Origin of the sequence: Kitasatospora sp. NPDC093550 (assembly GCF_044764985.1) — a bacterium.
Lineage (GTDB): Bacteria > Actinomycetota > Actinomycetes > Streptomycetales > Streptomycetaceae > Kitasatospora.
Window position 1 is genome coordinate 1 of the sequence record NZ_JBIWJF010000051.1, and the last position, 23,492, is coordinate 23,492.

The following is a 23,492-nucleotide window of genomic DNA, read 5'->3' on the forward strand; positions in this document are numbered from 1 at the left end:
AAGGAACGGACGCTTCCTTCGGACCGCCTTCCAGCGGGCCCTCCGGGCTTCGTTCTTTCGTGTTTCCAGCTTATCAGATGTTTTCCGCTCCGTTTTCCCGGAGTTTCATTCATCCGATTTTCCGAACTGGCCGGGCCGCTTTCCGCGACGACCACCACGTTAGCGCATTCCGAGAGTTACTCGAAATTCACGCTCACACCCGGTTGACGCAACGCCAACCAACCCAACTGAATGGGTTGAGGAGAGTGAGGGTGGGTCTTGCTGAGTGGGGTGGCCGCTCCAGCGACTCGTTCAACACTAGGCCACCCGGAGGACATCGTCAAACACCGAGGGCCGGATCTGTCCAGATCCGGCCCTCGGTGCTCGAAGCCGCAGCTCAGAGCGGGTGCGCTTTCAGCCAGGGGTCAGTCGGCGGAGACCAGCTCCGCAGCTGCCAGGTTCCGCTTGCCGCGCCGCAGCACCAGCCAGCGGCCGTGCAGCAGGTCGGCCTCGGTCGGCACCGCCTCCTCGTCCGTCACCTTGACGTTGTTGAGGTAGGCACCGCCCTCCTTGATCGTCCGGCGGGCGGCCGAGCGGCTCGGCGCCAGACCGACGGCGACCAACAGGTCGACCACCGGCTGGAGTTCGGCCACCTCGGCCTTCGGGACCTCGGCCAGGGCGGCGGCCATGGTCGGGGCCTCCAGGTCGGCGAGGTCACCCTGGCCGAACAGTGCCTTGGACGCGGCGACCGCGCGCTCGTACTGCTCGGCGCCGTGGACGAGGGTGGTGAGCTCCTCGGCTAGGGCGCGCTGGGCGAGGCGGGCGGCGGGGCGCTCGGCGGTCTCGCGCTCCAGCTCCTCGATCTCCTCCTTCGGGCGGAAGCTGAAGATCCGCAGGAAGTTGGAGACGTCCCGGTCGTCCGCGTTCAGCCAGAACTGGTAGAAGGCGTACGGGGTGGTGAGCTCGGGGTCGAGCCAGACCGTGCCGGACTCGGTCTTGCCGAACTTGGTGCCGTCGGCCTTGACGATCAGCGGCGTGGCCAGCGCGTGGACGGACTTGCCGTCGGCCTTGCGGACCAGGTCCGTGCCGGCGGTCAGGTTGCCCCACTGGTCGCTGCCACCGGTCTGCAGGCTGCAGCCGTAGCGGCGGTTCAGCTCCAGGTAGTCCATGCCCTGGAGGATCTGGTAGCTGAACTCGGTGTAGCTGATACCCGCGTCGGAGTTGAGCCGTCGGGCGACGGCCTCCTTGGCGATCATGTTGTTGACCCGGAAGTACTTGCCCACGTCACGCAGCAGGCTGATCGCCGACATCCCGGACGTCCAGTCCAGGTTGTTGACCATGCGCGCCGCGTACGGGCCCTCGAAGTCCAGGAAGCGCGCGATCTGGCCGCGCAGGCGCTCCACCCAGCCGGCCACGGTCTCGGGGTCGTTGAGCACGCGCTCGGCGGTGGGCTTCGGGTCGCCGATCAGGCCCGTGGCGCCGCCGACCAGGCCGAGCGGGAGGTTCCCCGCCTGCTGGATGCGGCGCATGGTGAGGATCTGCACCAGGTTGCCCAGGTGCAGACTGGGGGCCGTCGGGTCGAAGCCGCAATAGAACGTGACCGGGCCGTCCGCGAACGCCTTGCGCAGTGCGTCCTCGTCGGTGGACAGGGCGATCAGCCCACGCCACCGCAGCTCGTCGACGATGTCCGTCACGGTCACGCTTCTCCTTCTATCGGGCGCCCTCCCGGTGGCGGCCCGATTCGGTCGGGCCCCGGGTCGGTGCGACTCCAGCCTGTTAGAGCCTACGCGGTTCCGGCCAGCGAGTTTTCCCCGAGGCGCACCACCGGGCCCCGACGCACTCCCCCGGGGGCCCCTCGGCGATACCGGAAATTCCGTTGTTCGTCGGCTGTGTGCCCATTCAGAGTGGTGTCACCGCCGTGCGGCGGCAGTGACGTGTGTGGAGACGGTCGTGCCGCCGTGGCACGCCCGTGGGAAGGGTGTGCCGAGTGCGCAACACGCTGGTTCTGAACGCGAGCTACGAGCCCCTGGCGACGGTGTCGCTCCAGCGCGCCGTCGTCCTGGTGCTCCAGGACAAGGCGGTGGTGGAGCAGGCGCATCCGCTGCGCTCGATCAGGGGGACGGGCGTCGCCGTCCCGGTCCCGAGAGTGATCAGGCTGCAACGCTACGTCCGGGTGCCGTTCCGACAACAGGCTCCGTGGTCGCGGCGGGGAGTGCTGGCCCGGGACCAGCACCTGTGCGCGTACTGCGGGCGGCGGGCCACGACGGTGGACCACCTGCACCCCAAGTCGCGCGGTGGTGCGGACAGCTGGCTGAACACCGTGGCCGCGTGCGCGGAGGACAACCAGCGCAAGGCGGACCGGACACCGGAGCAGGCCGGGATGAAGCTGCTGCGTCGCCCGTTCGTGCCGACCCCGCAGGCCAGCCTCATGCTGGCGCTCGGCCTGCGCGGCTCGGAGGCGAGGGAGCTCGCCGACTGGCTGCCGCCCGTGACGGGCCTGCCCGTGACAGCCGCGTAGCCGCCGGGACGGGTCCCGGCCGTCCTCCGTCGCCGCCCGGTCGGGCAGCCACCCCGGTCGGGCACCCACCCCGGCCGGACAGCCGCCTCGGACCGGTCAGCCGACACACCGACGCGGGGAGCGGGCGCTCAGCCCTTCGCCTGGTACCCGGCCGCCGTGCCGTAGTTCGTCGAGTGCTCGGGCACCACGACCACCTGCCCACCGCCGATCAGCACCCGCCCGGAGAGCAGCAGCGAGCCGGTCCCCGGCGGGAAGTTGCCACCGGTCGCCTCCTGGCCGCCCGCCAGCGGGAACCGGTTGAGGTGGGCGGGCTGGTCGCGGCGTTCGTCGGTGGCGAGCACCATCGAGCCTCCGTCGATGCCGACAGCCCGGACGGTGCCCTTGGCGGCGGTCGGGACCTTCCAGCGCTGCTTGCCGGTGTCCAGGTCGTAACCGACCGCGGCCGCGGGGCCGGCGCCGTTCACCGGGGTCAGGGTGGTGACCATGGTGCGGCCGTCGAAGAACACCTCGGGCGTGGCCGCGAAGGTGCCGTGGGCGACGTCCAGCCGGCCGCCGTCCGTGACCACCGGGATCTCGGCGGCCGGGTCACCGGCCGGGCCCCAGGCGAACACCCGGTCGTTCGCCACCTTGTCGCCGGTGGTGAGGACCACGGCCGGCTCGGCGGACAGCACGGTCACCGTCTTCGGCTGGTTGTTCAGGCCGCGCCACCAGCTGACCTTGCCGTCCGCGGTGTTCAGCGCGACGGCCTGGTCGGCGGGCGTCGAGTCCGCGCAGGTGGAGGCCACCAGCACGGTCTTGCCGCTGACACCGCCGGAGAGGGTGCAGAACTTTCCCTGCCCCGTGTACTGCCAGACGTCCTTGCCATCGGCCGACTCCCACGCCACCGCGCGGTCGTCGCCGATCGCGACCACCTTGTCCTCGGTCACGCCGATCCGCGCGGAGTAGGTGCCCTTGGCGTCCGACAGGGTCTTGGTCCACGCCGTCTTGCCGGTCTTGGTGTCCACGACGGCCACCAGCGCGCAGGGGCTCTTCGGATCGGCCTGCGGACGGAACAGCGCCGCGCCCAGACCCGCCCCGTTCACGCCCGCCGACAGCCCGCACGGGACGGCCCCGGCGGCCGGCGGCTCCACGGACCACGTCGGCTTGCCGCCGGCGCGGTCGTACGCGTGCACCCCGGAACCGTCGGCCCGGACCACGGCGTCCGCCAGCAGCCAACTGCCCACCAGCGTGTCGTCACCCGCGGGCTGCCCGGCCGCGACGGGCTGGGCGGACCACGCCCGGGTGTGCGCCACCGTGAACCCCGGCTCGCCGCCACTGCTCGCGGCCGCGCTGCCGCCACCGCCCTCGGCACCGACCATCAACCCGGCCGCCACCAGCACCCCCAACGCGGCCACCCCGGCGCCGGCCCGCACCAGCAGGGCCCTCCGGCTGGGCACGTGCTCACCGGTCAGCACCGCACCGGCGGCCTTGCGGGCCTTGGCCGAAAACGACGAGCCGGAGGCGGCGCCGGAGCCGGTGTCCGCGCCAGAGCCACCGTCACCGCCCCGGCGGGTGGCGGCCCGGGAGCGCCCGGCGGGCCCGGCCGAGGTCTCCGGAGCTACCTCCGGTGCCTTCTCCGCTCCGGCCACCGACGCCTCCGGCTCCTGCTCGGCCTCGTCGAGGTGCACGTAGCCGTCGGCCGAGTACTCCGCGCCCGCCGGGACGTACAGCCCCTCCCCGGCCGGCTCCTGCGGGACGGCGTACGGCGGCGCGTAGTGCTGCTGCGCGTGGTCGGAGTACGGCTGGGACTGCGGGTACTGCGGGTACTGCGCGTACTCCGGGAGCGGCTGGTACCGCTGTCCGGCGTCGTACGGCCCCTGTGCGTAACCACCCTCGACGTAGCCGGTCTGCCCGTGGCCGCCTTGGTCGTACTGCGGGTGCTGCCCGTAACCCGCCGGGTCGTAGCCGGCTTGGCCGTACCCAGCTTGGTCGTAGCCCGACTGCTGCCCGTACCCGGCCTGGCCGTAGCCCGTCTGCGACTGCCAGTGCGGCTGCTCGTCGTAGTACCCGCCGCCCTGCCAGTCCGCCTCCCCCTGGCCCTGAACCGGCTGGCCCTGAACCGGTTGACCTTGCGGGTACCACGGCTGCTGCCCGGCGTGGGCGTCTCCGAAGGGCTCCTGCGCCATCGTTCCGTCCCTCCCGGGCCTTGCCAGCCTGCCGATTGCGGCAGTCAGCATCTCACGCCCGTCCAGAGGGACGACCCGGGCCCTCAGCCCCTGAGGTTCAGCCCGCGGACTCGGCGCGCAGGGCCTCGTCGATGCGGGCGGCCATGGTGAAGTCCAGCCCGGTGAGGCCGCCGGCACTGTGAGTGGAGAGGACGAAGCGCAGGGTGCGCCAGCGGATGTCCATGTCGGGGTGGTGGTCGAGCGCCTCCGCCTGCTCGGCGACGGCGACGACCACCCGGATCCCGGCCGGGAAGTCCGGGGCGTCGGCGGTGCGGACGATGCTCCCGCCGTCCCGGGTCCAGTGCGGCAGCTCCGCCAGGGCCGCCGTGATCTCGTCCTCGCTCAGCCGTGCCCTGCTGCTCATCGCTGCGCTCCTGGTGCGTCGTCGGTCCGGGGGCTCCCGGTCGTGGGTACCGGGATCAGGCGACCTTCCGGCGCGGACGGGTGACCAGCTCGCCGCCGCAGTTGGGGCAGGTGGCGGCCATGGTGTCAGTACAGTCCGGGCAGAAGGTGCACTCGTAGGAACATATCGAGGCGGGGCCGTCAGCGGTCAGCGACACCGCGCAGCGCTCGCAGGTCTCGCGCATCTCCAGGGCCATCTCGCACTCCTCCGGTCTCATACCACTGTCATACGAACTTTCCCACGAATCCCGCACGGCCCCACAGCCTTACGACCTCATGGTCCTACGGCCCCAGGTCAGGGTCCGGTGAGCTGACGCCCCCTCGCCCTGACGGCCGCTCACCCCGCCAGCAGCTTGGCGACGGCCGCGAGGCCGACCACCACGATCACCCCACGCAGCACGACCGGGGACAGGCGGCGTCCGACCTTGGCGCCGACCAGACCGCCGACCAGCGAGCCCACCGCGATCAGCCCGGCCGCAGCCCAGTTCACGGTCGAGGTGAACAGGAAGAACAGCGCGGCGACACCGTTGACGATCATCGCAAGAGCGTTCTTCACCGCGTTGATCCGCTGCAGGTCCTCCTGCAGCAGCATGCCCATCAGCGCCATCAGCAGGACGCCCTGCGCGGCGCCGAAGTACCCGCCGTAGATACCGGTGAGGAACACCCCGGCCAGCAGCACCGGGCTGCCGTCCGGGTCGCCGCCGGGCCGGCGGCGGGCGGCGACGGCCTTGGCCACCCGGGGCTGGACGACCACCAGGACGAGCGCGAGCAGGATCAGCACCGGGACGATCGCGTCGAAGGCCCCGCTGGGCAGCTTGATCAGCAGCAGTGCGCCGACCAGTCCGCCGAGCAGCGAGGCGGAGCCCAGGCGCAGCACCCGGCGGCCCTGGTCGGCCAGCTCGCGGCGGTAGCCGATCACTCCGCTGAGCGAACCGGGTACCAAGCCGAAGGAGTTGGAGACGTTGGCGGTGACCGGCGGGATGCCGACGGCGAGCAGGACGGGGAAGGTGATCAGGGTCCCGGATCCGACGATCACATTGATCATCCCGGCCCCGACCCCGGCCACCAAGACGGCGAGCGCCTCCCAGAGCGTCACGGGTCACTTCTCCTCTCGGTCCTGTCCGAGGGGATCATGCCGGACCGCCCTCCCGCCGGACCAGGCCCGCCCACCATTCGGGACGTACGCCACACCGCCCCCTCGCACGACCGGAAAGCCCGAGGGCCCGCCGCCGTACGGGAGGCGTACGGCGGCGGGCCCTCGGCGAAGCACGGCTCAGCCACTCACTCCGGGTCGATCCACTGCGGGTCGATTCACTCCGGGTCGATCTTGGGGTACTCCCGCGTCGGGTCCACCCGGGGGCGGGCGGCGCCCTTGTCGGTGTCCACCGGCCGCGGCCCGGAGGCCGGGTCGATCGGCACCTGGGTGGCCGCCGGAGCCGCCTGCGCGACGCTGGGCGCCGCGACCGCGCCACCGTTGACGCCACCGCCGTTGCCGGTCAGGCCGGTGAAGGCGCCGCCGAGGCCCTTGAGCGCGTCGCCGACCTCGCTGGGAATGATCCAGAGCTTGTTGGAGTCGCCCTTGGCCAGCTCGGGCAGGGTCTGCAGGTACTGGTAGGCCAGCAGCTTCTGGTCGGCGTCGCCGTCGTGGATGGCCTCGAAGACCGTCCGGATCGCGGCGGCCTCACCGTCGGCGCGCAGCACCGCGGCCTGCGCCTCACCCTCGGCCCGGAGCACATCGGCCTGCTTCTCACCCTCGGCCTTGAGGATCTGCGCCTGGCGCTGACCCTCGGCCGTGAGGATCGCGGCGCGCTTGTCCCGGTCGGCGCGCATCTGCTTCTCCATCGAGTCCTGAATGGAGGTCGGCGGCTCGATCGCCTTCAGCTCGACGCGGTTGACCCGGATGCCCCACTTGCCGGTGGCCTCGTCCAGGACGCCGCGCAGGCCGGCGTTGATGACCTCGCGCGAGGTCAGGGTGGACTCCAGGTCCATCGAGCCGATGATGTTGCGCAGCGTGGTGACGGTCAGCTGCTCGATCGCCTGGATGTAGCTGGCGACCTCGTAGGTGGCCGCGCGGGGGTCGGTGACCTGGTAGTAGATGACAGTGTCGATGTTGACCACCAGGTTGTCCTGGGTGATCACCGGCTGCGGCGGGAACGGCACGACCTGCTCGCGCAGGTCGATCCGGTTGCGGACCCGGTCGATGAACGGGACGACGATGTTCAGCCCTGCGTTGAGCGTCCGGGTGTAGCGGCCGAAGCGCTCCACGATCGCCGCACTGGCCTGCGGGATGACCTGAATCGTCTTGATCAGCGCGATGAAGGCCACCACGACCAGGACGACCAGGACGATAAGGACGGGTTCCACGGACTCTCCCCTAGACGACCAGGGCGGTCGCGCCCTGGATTTCGACGACGTCGACCTGCTGCCCGGGCTGGTACACCTGCTCCGGGTGGAGCGCGCGGGCCGACCAGATCTCGCCGTTCAGCTTGATCCGTCCGCCCTCCCCGTCGACGGTTTCCGCGACGACCGCGGTGGCGCCGTGCAGCGCCTCGATGCCCATCTTGACCTGCGGGCCCTTCTGCAGCTGCCGGTAGGCGATGGGACGCACGAAGACCACCAGTGCGACCGACACCACGATGAAGGTCAGGGTCTCCAGGACCACTCCCCCGCCCAGTCCGGCCACACCCGCCGCGGCCAGCGCTCCGACCGCGAACATGGCGAACTCCGGCATCGCGGTGAGTACCAGCGGTATGCCGAGCCCTGCGGCGGCCAGGAGCCACCAGATCCAGCTGTCCACACGTCCATCCTAGGGAGCGAAGGCCTTCGAGGCGGACAGTTCCCGCAGGTCGAGGGGCGGAAACCGGTCGCACGTGCGACCGGTTCCCGGGGCCTTCCGAAGGACGGGCCGAGGCGTGGTGGAGATGCGGTGGACGGGGAGTGCCTGGACGGGCCGGGGAGCAGCCGACGGGGCCTCAGCCCAGCGGCAGGCCCTGGGCCGACCAGCGGTCGCCGTGCCGCTCCAGGGTGAGCGGCAGGCCGAAGCACTTGGAGAGGTTGCGGGCGGTCAGCTCGGTGTCGATCGGGCCGGCCGTGAGCACCTTGCCCTGGCGGATCATCAGGACGTGGGTGAAGCCCGGAGCGATCTCCTCGACGTGGTGGGTGACCATCGCCATGGCCGGCGCGAACTCGTCCTGCGCGAGCGCGCCGAGCCGGCGGACCAGGTCCTCGCGGCCGCCGAGGTCCAGGCCGGCCGCGGGCTCGTCGAGCAGCAGCAGCTCGGGGTCGGTCATCAGGGCGCGGGCGATCAGGGTGCGCTTGCGCTCGCCCTCGGAGAGGGTGCCGAACTTGCGGTCGGTGAGGCCTGCCATGCCGAGACGGTCGAGCAGCGCGAGCGCGCGGCTCTCGTCCGACTGCTCGTAGGACTCCTGCCAGCTGACCGTCATGCCGTACGCGGCGGTGAGCACGGTCTGCAGCACGGTCTGCTCGGCCGGCAGCTTGTCGAACATGGCGGCGCCGGCCAGGCCGATCCGGGAGCGCAGTTCGAAGACGTCGATCTCGCCCAGCTTCTCGCCCAGCACGGTGACCTTGCCCGAGGTCGGGAACAGGTACGAGGACGCGATCTGCAGCAGGGTGGTCTTGCCGGCGCCGTTCGGCCCCAGGATGACCCAGCGCTCACCCTCGGAGATGGACCACGAGACCTGGTCGACCAGCGCGCGCCCCTCCCGGACCACGGATACGTCCACCAGCTCCAGCACGTCGCTCATGCCTACGCCTTCCCCAAAACAAGATTCTCGGCCGTCGGTGCGGGCGGCACGCCTACTCCGGCAGCCGGTGGGCACGGGTGGGTGCGCCGCACGCGCATGGGCAAACCTACGCCACGCGGATGACCGCCGATTCCGTAGGCTGGCCGGATGCTCGCGACTCCTGCCGACAATCCGTACGAAGAGCCCCGTTCGGGGCGCCTGGCCGCCTGGGGCAACGCCCTGCTGACGGGCCTGGTGCCGCCCGACAACGCCGCCGAGGCCGTGCTGGGCTCCGACGAGAGCCACCGGGTGACCGGCCTGCCCGGAGACGAGCCGGGCGAGCAGCACGGGCTCACCTGGGCCCTGGGCCGACTCCGGGTGCTGGGCGTAAGGGGTCTACGGCTGGCGTTGCCCTCGGCCGGGCATCCCCTGGGCCTGACCGGCCCGGCAGCCTTCAACGAACGCGCCATGAGCGCGGGCGAGGCCGTCCTGGCAGTGGGTGTCCCGCTGGGGCTCGTGCCCGAGGTTGAGGTGCACGGCCCGGCCGGTGACCGTGTGGCAACCGTGCTTTGGCGCTGCTCCGAGGTCAACGACACACCGCCTGCGGACGTACCGTCGCTGCACGAGGCCGAGCGTGAGCTGGCCGACGGGCTGCGCGAGGCGACCGCCCTGCTCAGTCGGCTTGATGTCGCCGGTGCCGGGCCGGAGGCTCTGCGTGCCCTGGAGGCCTACCGTCGGCGTGGGCACGCCGAGCTGCTCGCCCCCGGCTACCCGCCCCGCGCCGTCCGCGTGCTCGAGTCGGCCCGCCAGGTGTCCGCCCTGCTGTCGATCGCTTCCGGTGGCCACGGTTCGGCCGTCAGCGCCTCCGAGATGGCCGCTCGGCGGTCCGTCCTGGCTCCGCTGCACCGCACCGCACGGCGCGCTCAGGTGGCCGCCTACAACGCTCTCGTCGACGAGCGCGACGAACGCTGACGTGCTCCGGCACCACGGGTCGGCGGAGGCGAGCGCCACCACTTCGGCTCGCTCGTAACGGCCGTCCGGTCCTACTGCCAGAGCCCCGTCGGCCGTGACCGCCGCCAGGCGGCGGAGGGACCACCCCAGCGCCTCCGCCGCCTCTTCGGCCGAAAAGCTCTCGGCGAGGCGACGTCGCAATGCCTCGGCCGCGGCCCGTGCGCGAACCTCTGCCCGGCGCAGGCGGTCGATGACTGTCTGTTCGATCGCGTCGTGCCGAACTGCGGCCAAGGCCTCCCGGCTGTACGTCGGCCACCCTCGAAAGCCCGCGCAGGGCTGCAGGACCCCTGCCTCGGCCAGTCGCCGGACGTCCTCCGCGATCACCGGAAGGCCGGTGGCGTGCTCCAGGACCGTTGCCGCCTTGACCGCTCCCACGGACGGCGCGGCGCCCACCGCCAGGATGATCTCGGCGGCGCGGGATCGCAGCTCTCCCTCGGCGGCCGCCGACCAGCTGCCGCCGGCGAGGTCAGGCTCAGGGATCAGTCCGCGCTCGCGGGCCAGGTCGAACTGCCAGCGCCGCAGGAGAAGCCTTCGCCTCAAGAGCTCAGGACCGTAGCTGTCCCGATCCAGAACCGCCTCGCGGGCCGACCGCGCCGCGCGGTCGACGGCCGCCGGCCGGGAGATGTCGGCTCCCCTGCCCGAGGACCCGCTCGGCTCCCGGGCCGCGCGCCGCGACACAGGGTCAGGACCTGCGGGCCCGTCCGACAAGCGGTACGTCAGCTCCAGCTCGCTGGCGACTACAACGGGCCCGTACTCACGGCACGACGCGTTCATCCGGCCCTCCCTGGGATCGGTGTGGTCGCCCACCGTGGCACATCCGACTGACAGCGCATCACCACAATTCAGGGCGACCCTGCCGAATTGCACAGGCGGAAGCCCTGTCTACCGCCTGTTCGCCCTGAATACCTGCCGAACGGCACAGCGCGCGCACCACCAACCGGCGCCCCCAGCGCACTACTCCGTGCGAGCCTCCCCGTTCCGGACGGCCCAGAGCGCGGCCTGGGTGCGATCCGCGAGGTCCAGCTTCATCAGGATGTTGGAGACGTGGGTCTTCACCGTCTTCTCCGAAAGGTGCAGGCTGCGCGCGATCTCCCGGTTGGAGCGGCCGTCGGCGATGTGGCCGAGCACCTCGCGCTCGCGCTCGGTGAGGGTGCCGCCGCGGCCCTGCGGCGCGCGCGGGCCCTCGTCGGAGAGCAGGGCCTCGGCCAGTTCCGGCTGGAGCAGCACATGGCCGGCGTGCACCGAGCGGATCGCCCCGGCCAGCGCTTCCGGGTCCACGTCCTTGTAGACGTACCCGGCGGCGCCGGCCCGCAGGGCGGGGACCATCGTGCGGTGCTCGGTGAAGCTGGTGACGATCAGGATCCGGGCCCGGCTGCCCTCGCCCTTGAGCGTGCGCAGCGCCTCGATCCCGTCGACGCCGGGCATCTTGAGGTCCATCAGGACGACGTCGGGGTCGAGTGCGCGGGCCCGCTCGACGCCCTCGGCCCCGTCGGCGGCCTCCCCCACCACCTCGATGTCGTCCTGGACCTCCAGGAAGGTGCGCAGCCCGCGCCGGACCACCTGGTGGTCGTCGACCAGCAGGACGCGGATCGACGGTGTGTTCTCAGGCACCGGGGACCTCCATCTCGACGAGCGTCCCCCGGCCGGGGGCCGACTCCAGGGTGAGCGTGCCGCCGACGGCGGCTGCGCGGTCGCGCATCGAGGCCAGGCCGAGGTGGCGGCCGGCCCGGCGGACGGATTCTGGGTCGAAGCCGCGCCCGTCGTCACGCACTCGCAGTACGGCGCCCCGCCCGGGCGTTCCGGCGAGGGTGACGGTGACCCGGTCGGCGCCGGAGTGGCGGAGCGCGTTGTGCAGCGCCTCCTGGGCGACCCGCAGCAGCGCGGCCTCCTGGGCGGGCGGCAGGGCGCGCACCCCGTCTGCCGCGAAGGCGACGTCGGCGGTGTGCGCGCGGTCCAGCACCTGCACCTGGGAGGCGAGCGTGGCGCTCAGCCCGTCCTCCTCCAGCGCGGCGGGCCGCAGTTCCACCACGACGGCACGCAGTTCGTCGGCGGCCTCGGCGGCCAGCCGGGCCACCTCGGCAAGCTCGGCCCGGGCCCGGGCCGGATCGCGGTCGACGAGCTTCGCGGCGGCCTTGGCGGTGAGTCGGAGCGAGAAGAGCTTCTGCGAGACGGCGTCGTGCAGGTCATGGGCGATCCGGGCGCGCTCGCCGGCCAGGGTGAGCTCGCGGCTGCGCTCGTACAGCCGGGCGTTGGAGAGGGCGAGGGCAGCGTGCGCGGCGAGGATCCGCAGCAGCTCCTCGTCGTGGTCGGTGAACAAGCCGCCGCCGCGCTTGTTGGCGAGGAAGATGACGCCCATCACCTGCGACTCGTCCTCGGCGGCGTCACTGTCCAGGATCGGCATGCCGAGGAAGGCGTCCATCTCTGGGTGGGCGGAGGGCCAGCCGCCGAAGGCGGGAGCCCGGCGGACGTCGGCAAGGCGGGTCGGGCCGGTCTCGTGCAGCATCGCGGCGAGCACGCCGTGCTGACGGGGCAGTGGGCCGATCGCCCGCCACTGCTCGTCAGTGACGCCGTCGACCACGAACTGGGCGAAGCCTCCGTGGTCGTCGGGCACGCCGAGGGCCGCGTACTCGGCGCCGAGCAGCTCCCGGGCGGAGGCGGTGATGCGGCGCAGCACCTCGCGGACCTCCAGGTGCCGGCTCATGGCGAGGAGTGCCTGGCTGACGGCCTCGATCCCGGACAGGCAGGGGTCGCAGGCGGGCAGCGGGCCCGGGTGGGTCCGGTGGTCTCCGGTGGTGCTGGGCATACCGCCAAACTACCGCCGCGCCCGTGGCGGTCGCGTCCGCCTCCGGCCGCGCGGGACGCAGGCCTGCGGACCTAGGCCGCTGGGCCCATGCTCCTTGGCTCCGGACCCAGGGGCGCGAGCGGGGGACCCCGAGCTGGGCCGCGCCCCCCCGGCCGGAGGTCCCGGGGGGAGCAGCCTCGGAGCGCCGACCTCGGCACCGGACCGGAGCGCGCGGAGGCGAGCGGGCGCATGACGAAAGGGCGGCCTTCCCGTTCGGGAAGGCCGCCCCCAGGCGGTCGGGAAGGGCTCAGCCCTTCTGCATGACCTCGGGCTCGTGCCGGCGCTGGAGCCGGGTGACGAGGATGCCGATCAGGACCGAGATCACGATCAGCACGCCCGCGTCGATCGCCCACTGGGCCACCGAGTGGTCCCAGAGCGGGTCGTACTTGGGGTTCTGGAAGTCCTTGTTCCAGGGGCCCATGAGCTTGGAGAGGTCGAGCGTGGTGGAGACGATGCCGGTGCCCCAGCGGGCCGGCATCAGCCAGGCGACCTGCTCGAGACCGGGCTTGCTGAAGATCTGGAAGAGACAGCCGGTGAACACGACCTGGACGATGGCGAACATGACCAGCAGCGGCATGGTCTTCTCGGCGGTCTTCACCAGCGCGGAGATCATCAGGCCGAACATCATCGCCGCGAAGCTCAGCAGGATCATGCCGATGGTCATCTCGATGATCGGCAGGTTCTTGACGATCAGACCGTGCTCGGGCAGCTTGCGCGGCAGGAAGCCGACGGCGGAGATGATGGCGCCCTGGATCACGCTGAAGAAGCCCAGCACGATGATCTTGGACATCATGTACGCCGAGCGGGAGAGCCCGGTGGCTCGTTCTCGCTCGTAGATCGCCCGTTCCTTGATCAACTCGCGCACCGAGTTGGCCGCCCCGGAGAAGCAGGCGCCGATCGCCAGGATCAGCATGATCGTCGCGGCGCCGCTGTTGAGATGGAGCTGCGTCTTCGGGTTGGGTGCGAGCCCCGGTTCGTTCGGGATCAGCACGCTGACCGCGCCGATGACCGCGGGCAGCAGCACCGACAGTGCCAGGAAGCCGCGGTCCGAGGCGAGCACGGCCATGTAGCGCCGCATCAGCGTCCACAGCTGGGAGCCCCAGCTCTGCGGCTTCGGCGGCCTGATGGCCTCCTGGGCCACCTGCACGTGCTGCACCTCGCCCGCCTCCACGGTGGGGGCGGAGTACTGCTGGTAGTGCACCGAGCCGCGGTAGCGGCCGGCCCAGTCGTGGTCCGGGTAGTTCTCGAAGGCCTGGAAGACGTCCGCCCAGGTCTCGTACCCGAAGAAGTGCAGCGCCTCGTCCGGCGGGCCGAAGTAGGCCACCGAGCCGCCCGGCGCCATCACCAGCAGCCGGTCGCAGAGTGCGAGTTCGGCCACCGAGTGGGTGACGACCAGGATGGTGCGGCCGTCGTCGGCGAGGCCGCGCAGCATCTGCATGACCTCGCGGTCCATACCCGGGTCGAGGCCGGAGGTGGGCTCGTCCAGGAAGATCAGCGACGGCTTGGTGAGCAGCTCAAGCGCGACCGAGACGCGCTTCTGCTGACCGCCGGAGAGCGCGGTGATCTTGTTGTCGGCGCGCTTGTCCAGGCGCAGCTCGTAGAGCACCTCGTCGATCCGGGCCGCACGCTCGCTGGCCTCGGTGTCGCCGGGGAAGCGCAGCCGGGCCGCGTACTTGAGGCCGGAGCGGACGGTGAGCTCGCGGTGCAGGATCTCGGACTGCGGCACCAGGCCGATGCGCGAGCGGAGTTCCGCGAACTGCTTGTAGAGGTTGCGCCCGTCGTACAGCACCTCGCCGCGGTCGGCCGGGCGGTAGCCGGTGAGGGCGCGCAGCAGCGTGGACTTGCCGGAGCCGGACGGGCCGATGACCGCGACCAGGGACTTCTCCGGGACGCCGAAGCTGACGTCGTTGAGCAGGATCTTCTTGGCGCCCTTGTGCTCGACCTCGACGGTCAGGTGGCGGGCGGAGAAGGAGACCGCGCCGGTGTCGACGAACTCCTGCAGCTGGTCGCCCACCAGCACGAAGCTGGAGTGGCCGACGGTCAGCCGGTCCTGCGGGCCCATCAGCTGACGCTGGACCCGCTGGCCGTTGAGGAAGATGCCGTTGTGGCTGCCGAGGTCGACGATCTCGTAGCGGCCGTCCGGCAGCTGGCGCAGCTCGGCGTGGTGGCGGGAGACCTGGAGGTCGGACACCACGATGTCGTTGTCCAGCGCACGACCGATCCGGACGGTGCGCATGGCCGACGTCAGGTTGCGGATCATGGTGGGCTGCGGGCCGCCGCCACCGTGCTGCGGCTGCGGGAAGCCCTGGTCCTGCGGGAAGCCCTGCTGCTGCGGGAAGCCGCCCTGCTGCGGGCCAGGCTGCTGGGGCGACGGCGCGTACTGCTGCTGCGGGAACGGCTGCTGGGCCTGCGGCTGGCCCGCCCAGGCCTGCTGCTGCGGCTGCTGGTACGGGTCCTGCTGCTGCCAGCCCGGCTGCTGGGGCTGCGGCACCGGGCCGCGGCTGGTGGCGGCCTCGTGGATCGGGGTGGCCTGCGGGGCGGCGGCGTGCGCCGGTGCGGAGAAGCCGAGCCGGGGGCCGTTCTCCGGGTTGCCCAGGTTGACGACCGCTCCGGGGAACAGCTGCGCCTGCATGGTGCGGGCGCCTGCCACGTACGTGCCGTTGGTGCTGCCGTGGTCGTCCAGCTGCCAACCGCTGCCGTTGAAGCTGATGGTCCCGTGGTGCCAGGAGACCCTGGCGTCGTCGAACGGGAAGTCCGACTGCGGGTTGCGCCCGATGGTGTAGGACCGCCCGGGCTCCAGAGTCCGCTGCTGTCCGTTGATCTCAATGACGAGTTGCGGCACTGCTCGCCTGCCCCGCTCTCTCGGTTCCCCCGAATTGTGGCCCCCGGCCGGGGGTGCGATGTTCCTCTGACTGACGGGGGGAATCATTCCAGCCCGCGGACCGTCGATGAAAGTCGCCCCGGGTGACTGTGACCAGCCTGCTACCGGACGGCGGACCGACGGCGTCCCGCGAGGTGGGACGGATGCCCTCGGGCCACCGGGCGACGGGTAGCGTTGGAGGCACCATGAACGCATCGCCCCTGGCCGCTGAGCCCCTCCCCGCCGCCCAGCCCCGGACCGCGGACGAGCGCACCCTGCTCGTCAAGGTGTTCGGCAAGGACCGTCCCGGCATCACCGCCGGCCTCTTCGCGACGCTGGCCGGATTCGGCGTCGACGTCATCGACATCGAGCAGGTCGTGACCCGTGGCCGCATCACGCTGTGCGCCCTGGTCACCCCGCCCACCGCCCCCGGCGCCGAGGGCGGGCTGCGGGCCACCGTCCACCGCTGGGCGGACGAGCAGAAGCTCCAGGCCGAGATCATCTCCGGCATCGGCGACAACCGGCCGCGCCGCGAGGGCCGTTCGCACGTGACGGTGCTCGGCCACCCGCTGACCGCCGCCGCCGTCTCCGCGCTGACCTCCCGGATCACCGCGGCGGGCGGCAACATCGACCGTGTCTTCCGGCTCGCCAAGTACCCGGTGACGGCGGTCGAGCTGGCCGTCTCCGGTGTGGCCACCGAGGAGCTGCGGGCCGAACTCGCCCAGGAGGCGGCCACCCAGCGGGTGGACGTCGCGGTGGTCGCGGCGGGGCTGGAGCGCCGGGCCAAGCGCCTGGTGGTCATGGACGTCGACTCCACGCTCATCCAGGACGAGGTGATCGAGCTGTTCGCCGCCCACGCGGGCTGCGAGGAGCAGGTCGCCGAGGTGACGGCGGCGGCGATGCGCGGTGAGCTGGACTTCGCCGAGTCGCTGCGGGCCCGGGTGGCGCTGCTGGCCGGGCTGGACGCCTCGGTGACCGAGAAGGTCCGCGCGGAGGTCCGCTTCACGCCGGGGGCGCGCACCCTGGTCCGCACCCTGCGACGCCTGGGCTTCCAGGTCGCGGTGGTGTCCGGCGGGTTCACCCAGGTCACCGACCACCTGGTGGAGCAGCTGGGGCTGGACTTCGCGGCGGCCAACACCCTGGAGGTGGTGGACGGCAGGTTCACCGGCCGGGTGGTCGGCGAGATCGTGGACCGGGCCGGCAAGGCCCGCTGGCTGGCCCGCTTCGCCGAGCAGGCGAAGGTGCCGCTGGAGCAGACGGTGGCGATCGGCGACGGCGCCAACGACCTGGACATGCTGAACGCGGCCGGGCTCGGGGTGGCGTTCAACGCCAAGCCGGTGGTGCGCGAGGCGGCCGACACCGCGGTGAACGTGCCGTTCCTGGACACCGTGCTGTACCTGCTGGGCATCACCCGCGAGGAGGTCGAGGCAGCCGACGTCCTGCACGGCACCCCGACCGAGGACGACTAGCCGACGACGGCCGGCCGCGGACGAGCGGCGGCCGACCCGGCAACGGCCGACCGAGCGGCGAACGACCGAACAGGGCCCGCTGAGGACGGCCCGCGGACGTACTTGAGGGGCGCGCGGATCGGTCCGCGCGCCCCTCACCCACGTTCCGGGGTCAGTCCTGCGGCGTGTGGTACGAGACCAGCTCGGCCACGCCCGGCTCGACGCCCTTCCACGAGCCGCTGAAGCTGAGCACCGCGATCGCCGCCGTCGGGAAGCCGCCGAGCCGCAGCCGTTCCAGCGCGTCCCGGTCGCCCGCGTCCCCCGCCAGCACCTGGGTCAGGCCCAGCACGCCCGGGTTGTGGCCGACCAGCACCAGGTCCGCGTACTCATCCGGGGTCTCCTGGAGGACGGTGATGATCTCGCCTGGGCTGGCCTCGTAGATCCGGTCCTCGTACACGGTCTTGAGGGGCCGGCGCGGCAGTTCGTGCACCGCCAGCTTCCAGGTCTCACGGGTGCGCAGGGCCGTGGAGCAGAGCACGTAGTCGGGGCTGATGCCGGAGTCGACCAGCCAGCGGCCGGCGTCCGGGGCCTGGTGGCGGCCCCGGTCGGCCAGCGGCCGCTCGTGGTCGTCCACACCGTTCGGCCAGTCGGCCTTGGCATGGCGGAGAACGATGATCCTGCGGGGCGTGTCGGCGCTCATACCCAGCAAGCTTGGCAGAAAAGCCGCCGGGTGGCGCGATGCTCCCGGTTGCCGCCACCCCCAGGGGTGTCGGGTGCCATCATGCCCCGTTCACCGGCTCGCCACCGGGAGTCCCACGGCGGTACGGACGGCGGTACGGGCGGCGCTCAGCCGATCTGGGAGGCGATGGAGGCGATGACCGCCACCAGCACCACGATGGCGCCGAAGGCCAGGGCGATACGGCCGAGCTGCTTGCGGCCGTCGGTCGGGTTCGGGTCGAGAACGGGCATGTCGGGAATTCTCCCACCCCGAACACACCCGCCCTCGGGCGGCCCCGCCGCCTTGGCCAGCCCTTGACCCTGCCGGGCTGCCCTTGACCCTGCCGGCCAATCCTTGACCTGCCGGTCAGCCCTTGACCCTCGCGGCCCGCTCCGCCGGGCGGACCGCCTCGTCCTCGATGTGCCGGGCCATCGCGGCCCGCAGCCCGAACAGCATCTGCGGCACCAGCAGCAGCGCCAGGAAGCCCAGCGGCCCGTACCACTCGCCGGTGACCTGGTAGATCCGGCCGATCAGGATCGGCCCGGGGATGGAGATCAGGTAGCCGACGCCCTGGGCGAAGGCGGACAGCTGCGCCACCCCGCCCGCCGTCCGGGCGCGCAGCCCGATCATCGTCAGCACCAGCGGGAACGCGCAGTTGGACAGCCCGACCAGGACCGCCCAGACCCACGGGGCGCCGGCCGGGGCGAGCGCCAGCCCGGCGTACCCGGCGATGCCGCAGGCGGCCAGCACGACCACGAACAGCCGCTGGTCGCCGCGGCGGGCGGCCAGGTTGGGCAGCACGAAGGAGACCGGCACGCCGATCACCATGGTCACCGCGAGCAGCACCCCGGAGGTGCCCTTGTCGACACCGGCGTCCTGGAAGATCTTCGGCAGCCAGCCCATCACCACGTACGCACCGGTCGCCTGGAGGCCGAAGAAGCAGGCCATCGCCCAGGCCGTACGGCTGCGCGTGATCGGCAGCTTGGCCGGGACCCCGGCGCCGCCCGCCGCCCGCTCGCCGCGCTCGCGCTTGGCGATCAGCACCGGCAGCCAGAGCGCCAGGGCGAGCGCGCCGAGCGCGGCCCAGACGCCCAGGCCGTAGCGCCAGTCGCCGCCGAGGGAACTGGTCAGCGGCACGGTGACGGCGGCGGCCAGCGCGGTGCCCGCGGACAGCGCCATCGAGTACAGGCCGATCATCGGACCGACCTTCTCCGGGAAGTACCGCTTGATCACCACCGGCAGCAGCACGTTGGAGACCGCCACACCGGCCAGGGCGAGCGCGGTGAGCAGCAGGAACACCGCGGTGCCGCCGGCGAAGGAGCGGGCCAGCACGCCCGCGGTGATGGCGCCCAGGCCGGCCGTGATCACCGCGATCGGGCCGATCCGGCGGGCCGCCGCCGGGGCGGCGAAGCCGAACAGCCCGAAGCACAGCGACGGGACGGCGGTGAGCAGCCCGGCGAGGGTCGGGTTCATCCCGAGGCCGGCGCGGACCTGGTCGAGCAGCGGCCCGAGGCTGGTGACGACGGGGCGCAGGTTGAAGGCGGCGGCGGCGATCGCGACGGCGAACAGCCAGCCGAGGTACGTGGCGGAGCCGGAAGAGGAGGGGGCGGATGGGGCGGGCCGCTCGGTCTGCGGCCCGGCCCCGTTCCGCGGGGACGCGGTGGAGGCGGCGGAAGCGGTGGTCTCTGCTGCGGGCATGCGGCCCATCATAGAATGATGGGATGAATTGACGCACCTCGGAATTGGCATGATGTGCCGACCGTTCATCCACCGGCCACATTCCGCCCAGGCCGCACCCGAGCCGTTGTCCCAAGGAGTACCCGTGGCGCTGTCCTCGCCGAGGCGCACCCCGCTGTCCGACCAGGTGATCGCACAGCTGCGCGCCCAGATCACGTCCGGGGAGTGGCCGGTCGGCTCGCGCATCCCCACCGAGGCCGCCTTGGTGGAGCAGCTGGGCGTCGCCCGCAACACCGTGCGCGAGGCCGTCCGCGCCCTCGCGCACAACGGCCTGCTCGACATCCGCCAGGGCTCCGGCACGTACGTGCTGGCCACCAGCGAGCTCGCCGGGGTGATGCACCGCCGCTTCGCCGACGCCGACCAGGCGCAGGTCGCCGAGCTGCGGGCGGCACTGGAGACCTCGGCGGCGGGCCTGGCCGCCCGGCGCCGCACCGAACGGGACCTGGAGCTGCTGGACGGCGCGCTGGCCCGCCGGGAGAGCGCCTGGCACTCCGGGGACGCCGAGGACTTCGTCCAGGCCGACGCCGCCTTCCACCAGGCCGTGGTGGCCGCCGCCCACAACGACGTGCTGCTCGCCGTCTACTCCGACCTCGGCGAGGTCACCCGCGCGCACCTGCGCAACGACGTCGGCCCGGAGCTGATCGCCGAGCGCTACATCGGCCACGACACGATCCTGGAGGCCATCCGGACCGGCGACGCCCAGCGCGCCTCGGTCGAGGCCGGCCGCGCCATCGGCGCCTGCGGGACGGCCGAAGCCTGAGCGCCTGGAACTCGGACGTCCCCGGAACACACGAACCGCGCCCCGGGAGCCGCCGCTACCCGGGAGTCACGAGCCGCCCCCGGCAACACGAACGCCGCTGCCCGGCACCCCCTTCGCGGGGGTGCCGGGCAGCGGCGTACGGGCGGAGCGTCAGGCGCCGATGGCGTGCAGACCGCCGTCGACGTGGATGATCTCGCCGGTGGTCTTCGGGAACCAGTCCGACAGCAGCGCGACGACGCCGCGGCCGGCCGGCTCCGGGTCGCTCAGGTCCCACTTCAGCGGGGAGCGGTGGTTCCAGGTGTCCGCCAGGTCGCCGAAGCCCGGGATGGACTTGGCGGCCATCGAGCCGATCGGGCCGGCCGAGATCAGGTTGCAGCGGATGTCCCGCGAGCCCAGGTAGCGGGCCAGGTAGCGGTTGGTCGACTCCAGGGCGGCCTTGGCCGGGCCCATCCAGTCGTACTGCGGCCAGGCGTACTGGGCGTCGAAGGTCAGGCCCACGACCGAGCCGCCGTCCTGCATCAGCGGCAGCAGCGCCATGGTCAGCGACTTCAGCGAGTACGCCGAGACGTGCATCGCGGTGGCCACGGACTCCCACGGGGTGTCCAGGAAGTTGCCGCCCAGCGCGTCCTGCGGGGCGAACCCGATCGAGTGGACGACGCCGTCCAGGGTCGGCAGGGTCTCCCGGACCTGGTCGGCGATGCCCGCCAGGTCGTCCGGGTTGGAGACGTCCAGCGACAGCACCTTGACCGGGTTCGGCAGCTTCTTGGCGATCCGCTCGGTCAGGCTCGGGCGCGGGAACGCGGTGAGGATGATCTCCGCACCCTGCTCCTGCGCGAGCCTGGCGGTGTGGAAGGCGATGGAGGACTCCATCAGCACACCGGTGATCAGGATCCGCTTGCCCTCGAGGATTCCACTCATGATCAGTGACCCATGCCCAATCCGCCGTCCACGGGAATGACGGCTCCGGTGATGTACGCGGCCTCGTCCGAGCCGAGGAACCGCACGGTGGAGGCGACCTCGGCGGGCGCCGCGTAGCGGCCCAGCGGCACGCCCGCGACGATCTCCGCGCGGCGCTCGTCGCTGAGCACGGCGGTCATGTCGGTGTCGACGAAGCCGGGGGCGACCACGTTGACGGTGATGTTGCGCGGGCCGAGCTCGCGCGCCAGCGACCGGGCGAAGCCCACCAGGCCGGCCTTGGAGGCGGCGTAGTTGGCCTGGCCCGGGGAGCCGGACAGGCCCACCACGGACGAGATCAGCACGACGCGGCCCTTGCGGGCCCGCATCATCAGCTTGGAGGCGCGCTTGACCACCCGGAACGTGCCGGTCAGGTTGGTGTCCAGGACGGAGGTGAAGTCCTCCTCCGACATGCGCAGCAGCAGGGTGTCGTTGGTGACGCCCGCGTTGGCGACCAGCACCTCGACCGCGCCGTGCTCCCGCTCGATCTCGGTGAAGGCGGCGTCGACCTGCGCGGCGTCCGTGATGTCGCAGCGGACGGCGAGGACGTCGTACTTCTGCAGGGCCTCGGGCACCTCGCCCGAGCGGCTGGTGATGGCCACCTTGTCGCCCGCTTCGGCGAAGGCCTGGGCGATCGCGAGGCCGATGCCCCGGTTTCCTCCGGTGACGAGAACCGAGCGGCTCAACGATCCACCTCTCTCCAGTGTGAGCGCGTACGTCGGAATGCGTACGCAGTGTGACGCTATCGGGCGGTCGGCGGCGGCGGCGCATCGGGCTCCCACAGCGCCGCACCGAAGGAACTGTCGCAATCCGACAATCCGTACCCGCCACCGTGCTCAGGCCCGGCGACACCGCCCAGGCCCGGGCCCTGCCCGGATCCGGGGCACTGTACGGGAACAACACGGGCGGGTGCACCCGTTGCCCCCCGTGGTACGGGTCGGTCCGGGACCGGCAGTACCGTTTCCCCCGACCGATCCCGGCGAGCGACGAAGGCAGAGCGGATGACCAAGGCACGGCCCGGGAGCACTCCCCGACGCGGACGACTGCTGGCCCTCACCGCCCTGGCGGCCGGCCTGGGCACGGCCGCCTGGTCGCTGCGCGACCTGCCGGCGGCGTTCGGGCGGCGGCCGGACGGCGAGCGCGAGGAGCGGGTGCGCAACTCCCCGCAGTACCGCGACGGCGTCTTCCACAACGCGCCCTCCACCCTCGCCCGCGCCTCCGCCGCCCCCGGCTTCGACGGCGCCACCGCCCGCCGGATGCTCTTCGAGCGGGAGGGCCGCGTCCCCGCCCACCCGGTGCCGACCGTCCGCCCCGCCACCCCGCCCGGCCCGGCGGCCGAGGGCGTGGAGATCACCTGGTACGGGCACGCCTCCGCGCTGGTGGAGATCGAGGGCTTCCGGGTGCTGCTCGACCCGATCTGGAGCGACCGCTGCTCCCCCTCCGCGCACATCGGCCCCAAGCGGCTGCACCCGGTGCCGGTCGAGCTGGAGGAGCTCCCGCCGGTCGACGCGGTGCTGATCTCGCACGACCACTACGACCACCTGGACATGGCGACGGTCAAGCGCCTGGTGCGCAGCCAGTCCGCCCCCTTCGCGGTGCCGCTCGGCATCGGCGCCCACCTGCGCCGCTGGGGCGTCCCGGAGCACCGGATCATCGAGCTGGACTGGGACGAGACCTGCAACCTGGGCGAGCTGGTGCTCACCCTGACCGCCGCGCACCACTTCTCCGGCCGCGGCCTGACCCGCAACACCACCCTCTGGGGCTCCTGGGTGATCGCCGGGCCCGAGCGCAAGGTCTTCTACACCGGCGACTCCGGCTACTTCGAGGGCTACGCCCGGATCGGCGAGCAGCACGGCCCGTTCGACGCGGCGCTGGTCCAGATCGGCGCCTACGACGCGGCCTGGGCGGACATCCACATGACCCCGGAGGACGCCGTCCTCGCCCACCGGGACCTGACGGCCGGCCTGCTGGTGCCCGTCCACTGGTGCACCTTCAACCTCGGTCTGCACCGGTGGTCCGAGCCGATCGAGCGGCTGGTGAAGGAGGCCAAGGAGCACGCCGTCCCGCTGGCCGTGCCGCGCCCCGGCGAGCGGGTGGACGTCGACAACCCGCCGGAGCTCGACGGCTGGTGGGAGTCCGTCGGCTGACGGCCCGGGAGGCGGCACGCCGGACGGGGGCCCGACAGGTCCCCCGACGGCCCTCCCAAGGCTCCCCGGAGGGCCCTCCCCACGCCCCCGATCCGACAGTCGTACTGGCCGAAACCCCAGCGCAGCGGACGAAATGCGCTGGCCGGGAACCCGGTGGACGGGAAATGAT

General features: G+C 72.3%; 21 protein-coding genes. 5 read left to right on the forward strand and 16 right to left on the reverse strand.

Annotated features, from left to right (window positions below; translation table 11 throughout):
* Nucleotides 1-404: 404 nt before the first annotated feature.
* On the reverse strand, nt 405-1,673 hold the full coding sequence (gene tyrS / locus ACIRD3_RS39000; RefSeq protein ID WP_402226581.1) for a tyrosine--tRNA ligase: 1,269 nt from the start codon (nt 1,671-1,673) through the stop codon (nt 405-407).
* Between the two features lie 293 nt (nt 1,674-1,966).
* Between tyrS and ACIRD3_RS39005 the strand changes: the two genes are divergently transcribed.
* On the forward strand, nt 1,967-2,497 hold the full coding sequence (locus ACIRD3_RS39005; RefSeq protein ID WP_402226509.1) for an HNH endonuclease: 531 nt from the start codon (nt 1,967-1,969) through the stop codon (nt 2,495-2,497).
* A gap of 128 nt (nt 2,498-2,625) precedes the next feature.
* On the opposite strand, the gene ACIRD3_RS39010 is transcribed toward ACIRD3_RS39005, so the two are convergent.
* The 7 genes from ACIRD3_RS39010 to ACIRD3_RS39040 all read right to left on the reverse strand — a co-directional run bounded on the left by ACIRD3_RS39010 (nt 2,626) and on the right by ACIRD3_RS39040 (nt 8,867).
* On the reverse strand, nt 2,626-4,662 hold the full coding sequence (locus tag ACIRD3_RS39010; protein ID WP_402226511.1) for a PQQ-binding-like beta-propeller repeat protein: 2,037 nt from the start codon (nt 4,660-4,662) through the stop codon (nt 2,626-2,628).
* Between the two features lie 97 nt (nt 4,663-4,759).
* Nucleotides 4,760-5,065 (reverse strand): 4a-hydroxytetrahydrobiopterin dehydratase, encoded by a 306-nt coding sequence (locus ACIRD3_RS39015; RefSeq protein WP_402226514.1) that lies wholly within the window; start codon nt 5,063-5,065, stop codon nt 4,760-4,762.
* A gap of 55 nt (nt 5,066-5,120) precedes the next feature.
* Nucleotides 5,121-5,300: a DUF1272 domain-containing protein gene (locus ACIRD3_RS39020; protein WP_402226517.1), complete on the reverse strand. Its 180-nt coding sequence runs from the start codon at nt 5,298-5,300 to the stop codon at nt 5,121-5,123.
* 140 nt (nt 5,301-5,440) lie between these two features.
* A complete protein-coding gene (locus ACIRD3_RS39025; protein WP_402226520.1) occupies nt 5,441-6,199 on the reverse strand; it encodes a sulfite exporter TauE/SafE family protein in 759 nt (252 codons plus the stop codon).
* Between the two features lie 215 nt (nt 6,200-6,414).
* Nucleotides 6,415-7,467: an SPFH domain-containing protein gene (locus tag ACIRD3_RS39030; RefSeq protein WP_402226522.1), complete on the reverse strand. Its 1,053-nt coding sequence runs from the start codon at nt 7,465-7,467 to the stop codon at nt 6,415-6,417.
* A gap of 10 nt (nt 7,468-7,477) precedes the next feature.
* Nucleotides 7,478-7,900 carry an NfeD family protein gene (locus tag ACIRD3_RS39035; protein ID WP_402226524.1) on the reverse strand — a complete coding sequence of 141 codons (423 nt, stop codon included), beginning with the start codon at nt 7,898-7,900 and terminating at the stop codon, nt 7,478-7,480.
* A gap of 175 nt (nt 7,901-8,075) precedes the next feature.
* The gene (locus tag ACIRD3_RS39040) at nt 8,076-8,867 is read right to left on the reverse strand and encodes an ABC transporter ATP-binding protein (RefSeq protein ID WP_402226527.1); all 792 of its coding nucleotides are present in this window, start codon (nt 8,865-8,867) and stop codon (nt 8,076-8,078) included.
* A 147-nt stretch (nt 8,868-9,014) separates the two neighbouring features.
* Between ACIRD3_RS39040 and ACIRD3_RS39045 the strand changes: the two genes are divergently transcribed.
* A complete protein-coding gene (locus ACIRD3_RS39045) occupies nt 9,015-9,818 on the forward strand; it encodes a hypothetical protein (RefSeq protein WP_402226529.1) in 804 nt (267 codons plus the stop codon).
* 993 nt (nt 9,819-10,811) lie between these two features.
* Here ACIRD3_RS39045 and ACIRD3_RS39050 read toward each other — a convergent pair.
* From ACIRD3_RS39050 to ACIRD3_RS39060, 3 genes are all read right to left on the reverse strand, one after another.
* Nucleotides 10,812-11,468 carry a response regulator gene (locus ACIRD3_RS39050; RefSeq protein WP_402226531.1) on the reverse strand — a complete coding sequence of 219 codons (657 nt, stop codon included), beginning with the start codon at nt 11,466-11,468 and terminating at the stop codon, nt 10,812-10,814.
* On the reverse strand, nt 11,461-12,558 hold the full coding sequence (locus ACIRD3_RS39055; protein WP_402226583.1) for a GAF domain-containing sensor histidine kinase: 1,098 nt from the start codon (nt 12,556-12,558) through the stop codon (nt 11,461-11,463). Before ACIRD3_RS39055 ends, ACIRD3_RS39050 begins: the two co-directional genes overlap by 8 nt.
* Nucleotides 12,559-12,946: 388 nt before the next feature.
* Entirely contained in the window at nt 12,947-15,541 is a 2,595-nt protein-coding gene (locus ACIRD3_RS39060; protein WP_402226534.1) for an FHA domain-containing protein, read from the reverse strand.
* Between the two features lie 224 nt (nt 15,542-15,765).
* Here ACIRD3_RS39060 and serB point away from each other — a divergent pair, with 224 nt between their 5' ends.
* On the forward strand, nt 15,766-17,028 hold the full coding sequence (serB, locus tag ACIRD3_RS39065) for a phosphoserine phosphatase SerB (protein ID WP_402226537.1): 1,263 nt from the start codon (nt 15,766-15,768) through the stop codon (nt 17,026-17,028).
* A gap of 151 nt (nt 17,029-17,179) precedes the next feature.
* Here the strand turns inward: serB and ACIRD3_RS39070 are convergent, their stop codons facing one another.
* The 3 genes from ACIRD3_RS39070 to ACIRD3_RS39080 form a co-directional block, all read right to left on the reverse strand.
* The gene (locus ACIRD3_RS39070; RefSeq protein ID WP_402226539.1) at nt 17,180-17,707 is read right to left on the reverse strand and encodes a SixA phosphatase family protein; all 528 of its coding nucleotides are present in this window, start codon (nt 17,705-17,707) and stop codon (nt 17,180-17,182) included.
* A gap of 146 nt (nt 17,708-17,853) precedes the next feature.
* A complete protein-coding gene (locus ACIRD3_RS39075) occupies nt 17,854-17,976 on the reverse strand; it encodes an SGM_5486 family transporter-associated protein (RefSeq protein ID WP_402226541.1) in 123 nt (40 codons plus the stop codon).
* Nucleotides 17,977-18,091: 115 nt separating this feature from the next.
* Nucleotides 18,092-19,423 carry a CynX/NimT family MFS transporter gene (locus tag ACIRD3_RS39080; RefSeq protein WP_402226544.1) on the reverse strand — a complete coding sequence of 444 codons (1,332 nt, stop codon included), beginning with the start codon at nt 19,421-19,423 and terminating at the stop codon, nt 18,092-18,094.
* 124 nt (nt 19,424-19,547) lie between these two features.
* Here ACIRD3_RS39080 and ACIRD3_RS39085 point away from each other — a divergent pair, with 124 nt between their 5' ends.
* Nucleotides 19,548-20,222, forward strand: a complete 675-nt coding sequence (locus tag ACIRD3_RS39085; protein WP_402226546.1) for a FadR/GntR family transcriptional regulator — start codon at nt 19,548-19,550, stop codon at nt 20,220-20,222.
* Nucleotides 20,223-20,372: 150 nt separating this feature from the next.
* Here the strand turns inward: ACIRD3_RS39085 and fabI are convergent, their stop codons facing one another.
* Nucleotides 20,373-21,140: an enoyl-ACP reductase FabI gene (fabI, locus tag ACIRD3_RS39090; protein WP_402226548.1), complete on the reverse strand. Its 768-nt coding sequence runs from the start codon at nt 21,138-21,140 to the stop codon at nt 20,373-20,375.
* 2 nt (nt 21,141-21,142) lie between these two features.
* Nucleotides 21,143-21,862 (reverse strand): 3-oxoacyl-[acyl-carrier-protein] reductase, encoded by a 720-nt coding sequence (fabG, locus tag ACIRD3_RS39095; RefSeq protein ID WP_402226551.1) that lies wholly within the window; start codon nt 21,860-21,862, stop codon nt 21,143-21,145.
* 315 nt (nt 21,863-22,177) lie between these two features.
* On the opposite strand from fabG, the gene ACIRD3_RS39100 reads away from it, so the two are divergent.
* Complete coding sequence (locus ACIRD3_RS39100) at nt 22,178-23,323, forward strand: MBL fold metallo-hydrolase (protein ID WP_402226554.1); 1,146 nt, start codon at nt 22,178-22,180, stop codon at nt 23,321-23,323.
* Nucleotides 23,324-23,492 lie beyond the last annotated feature (169 nt).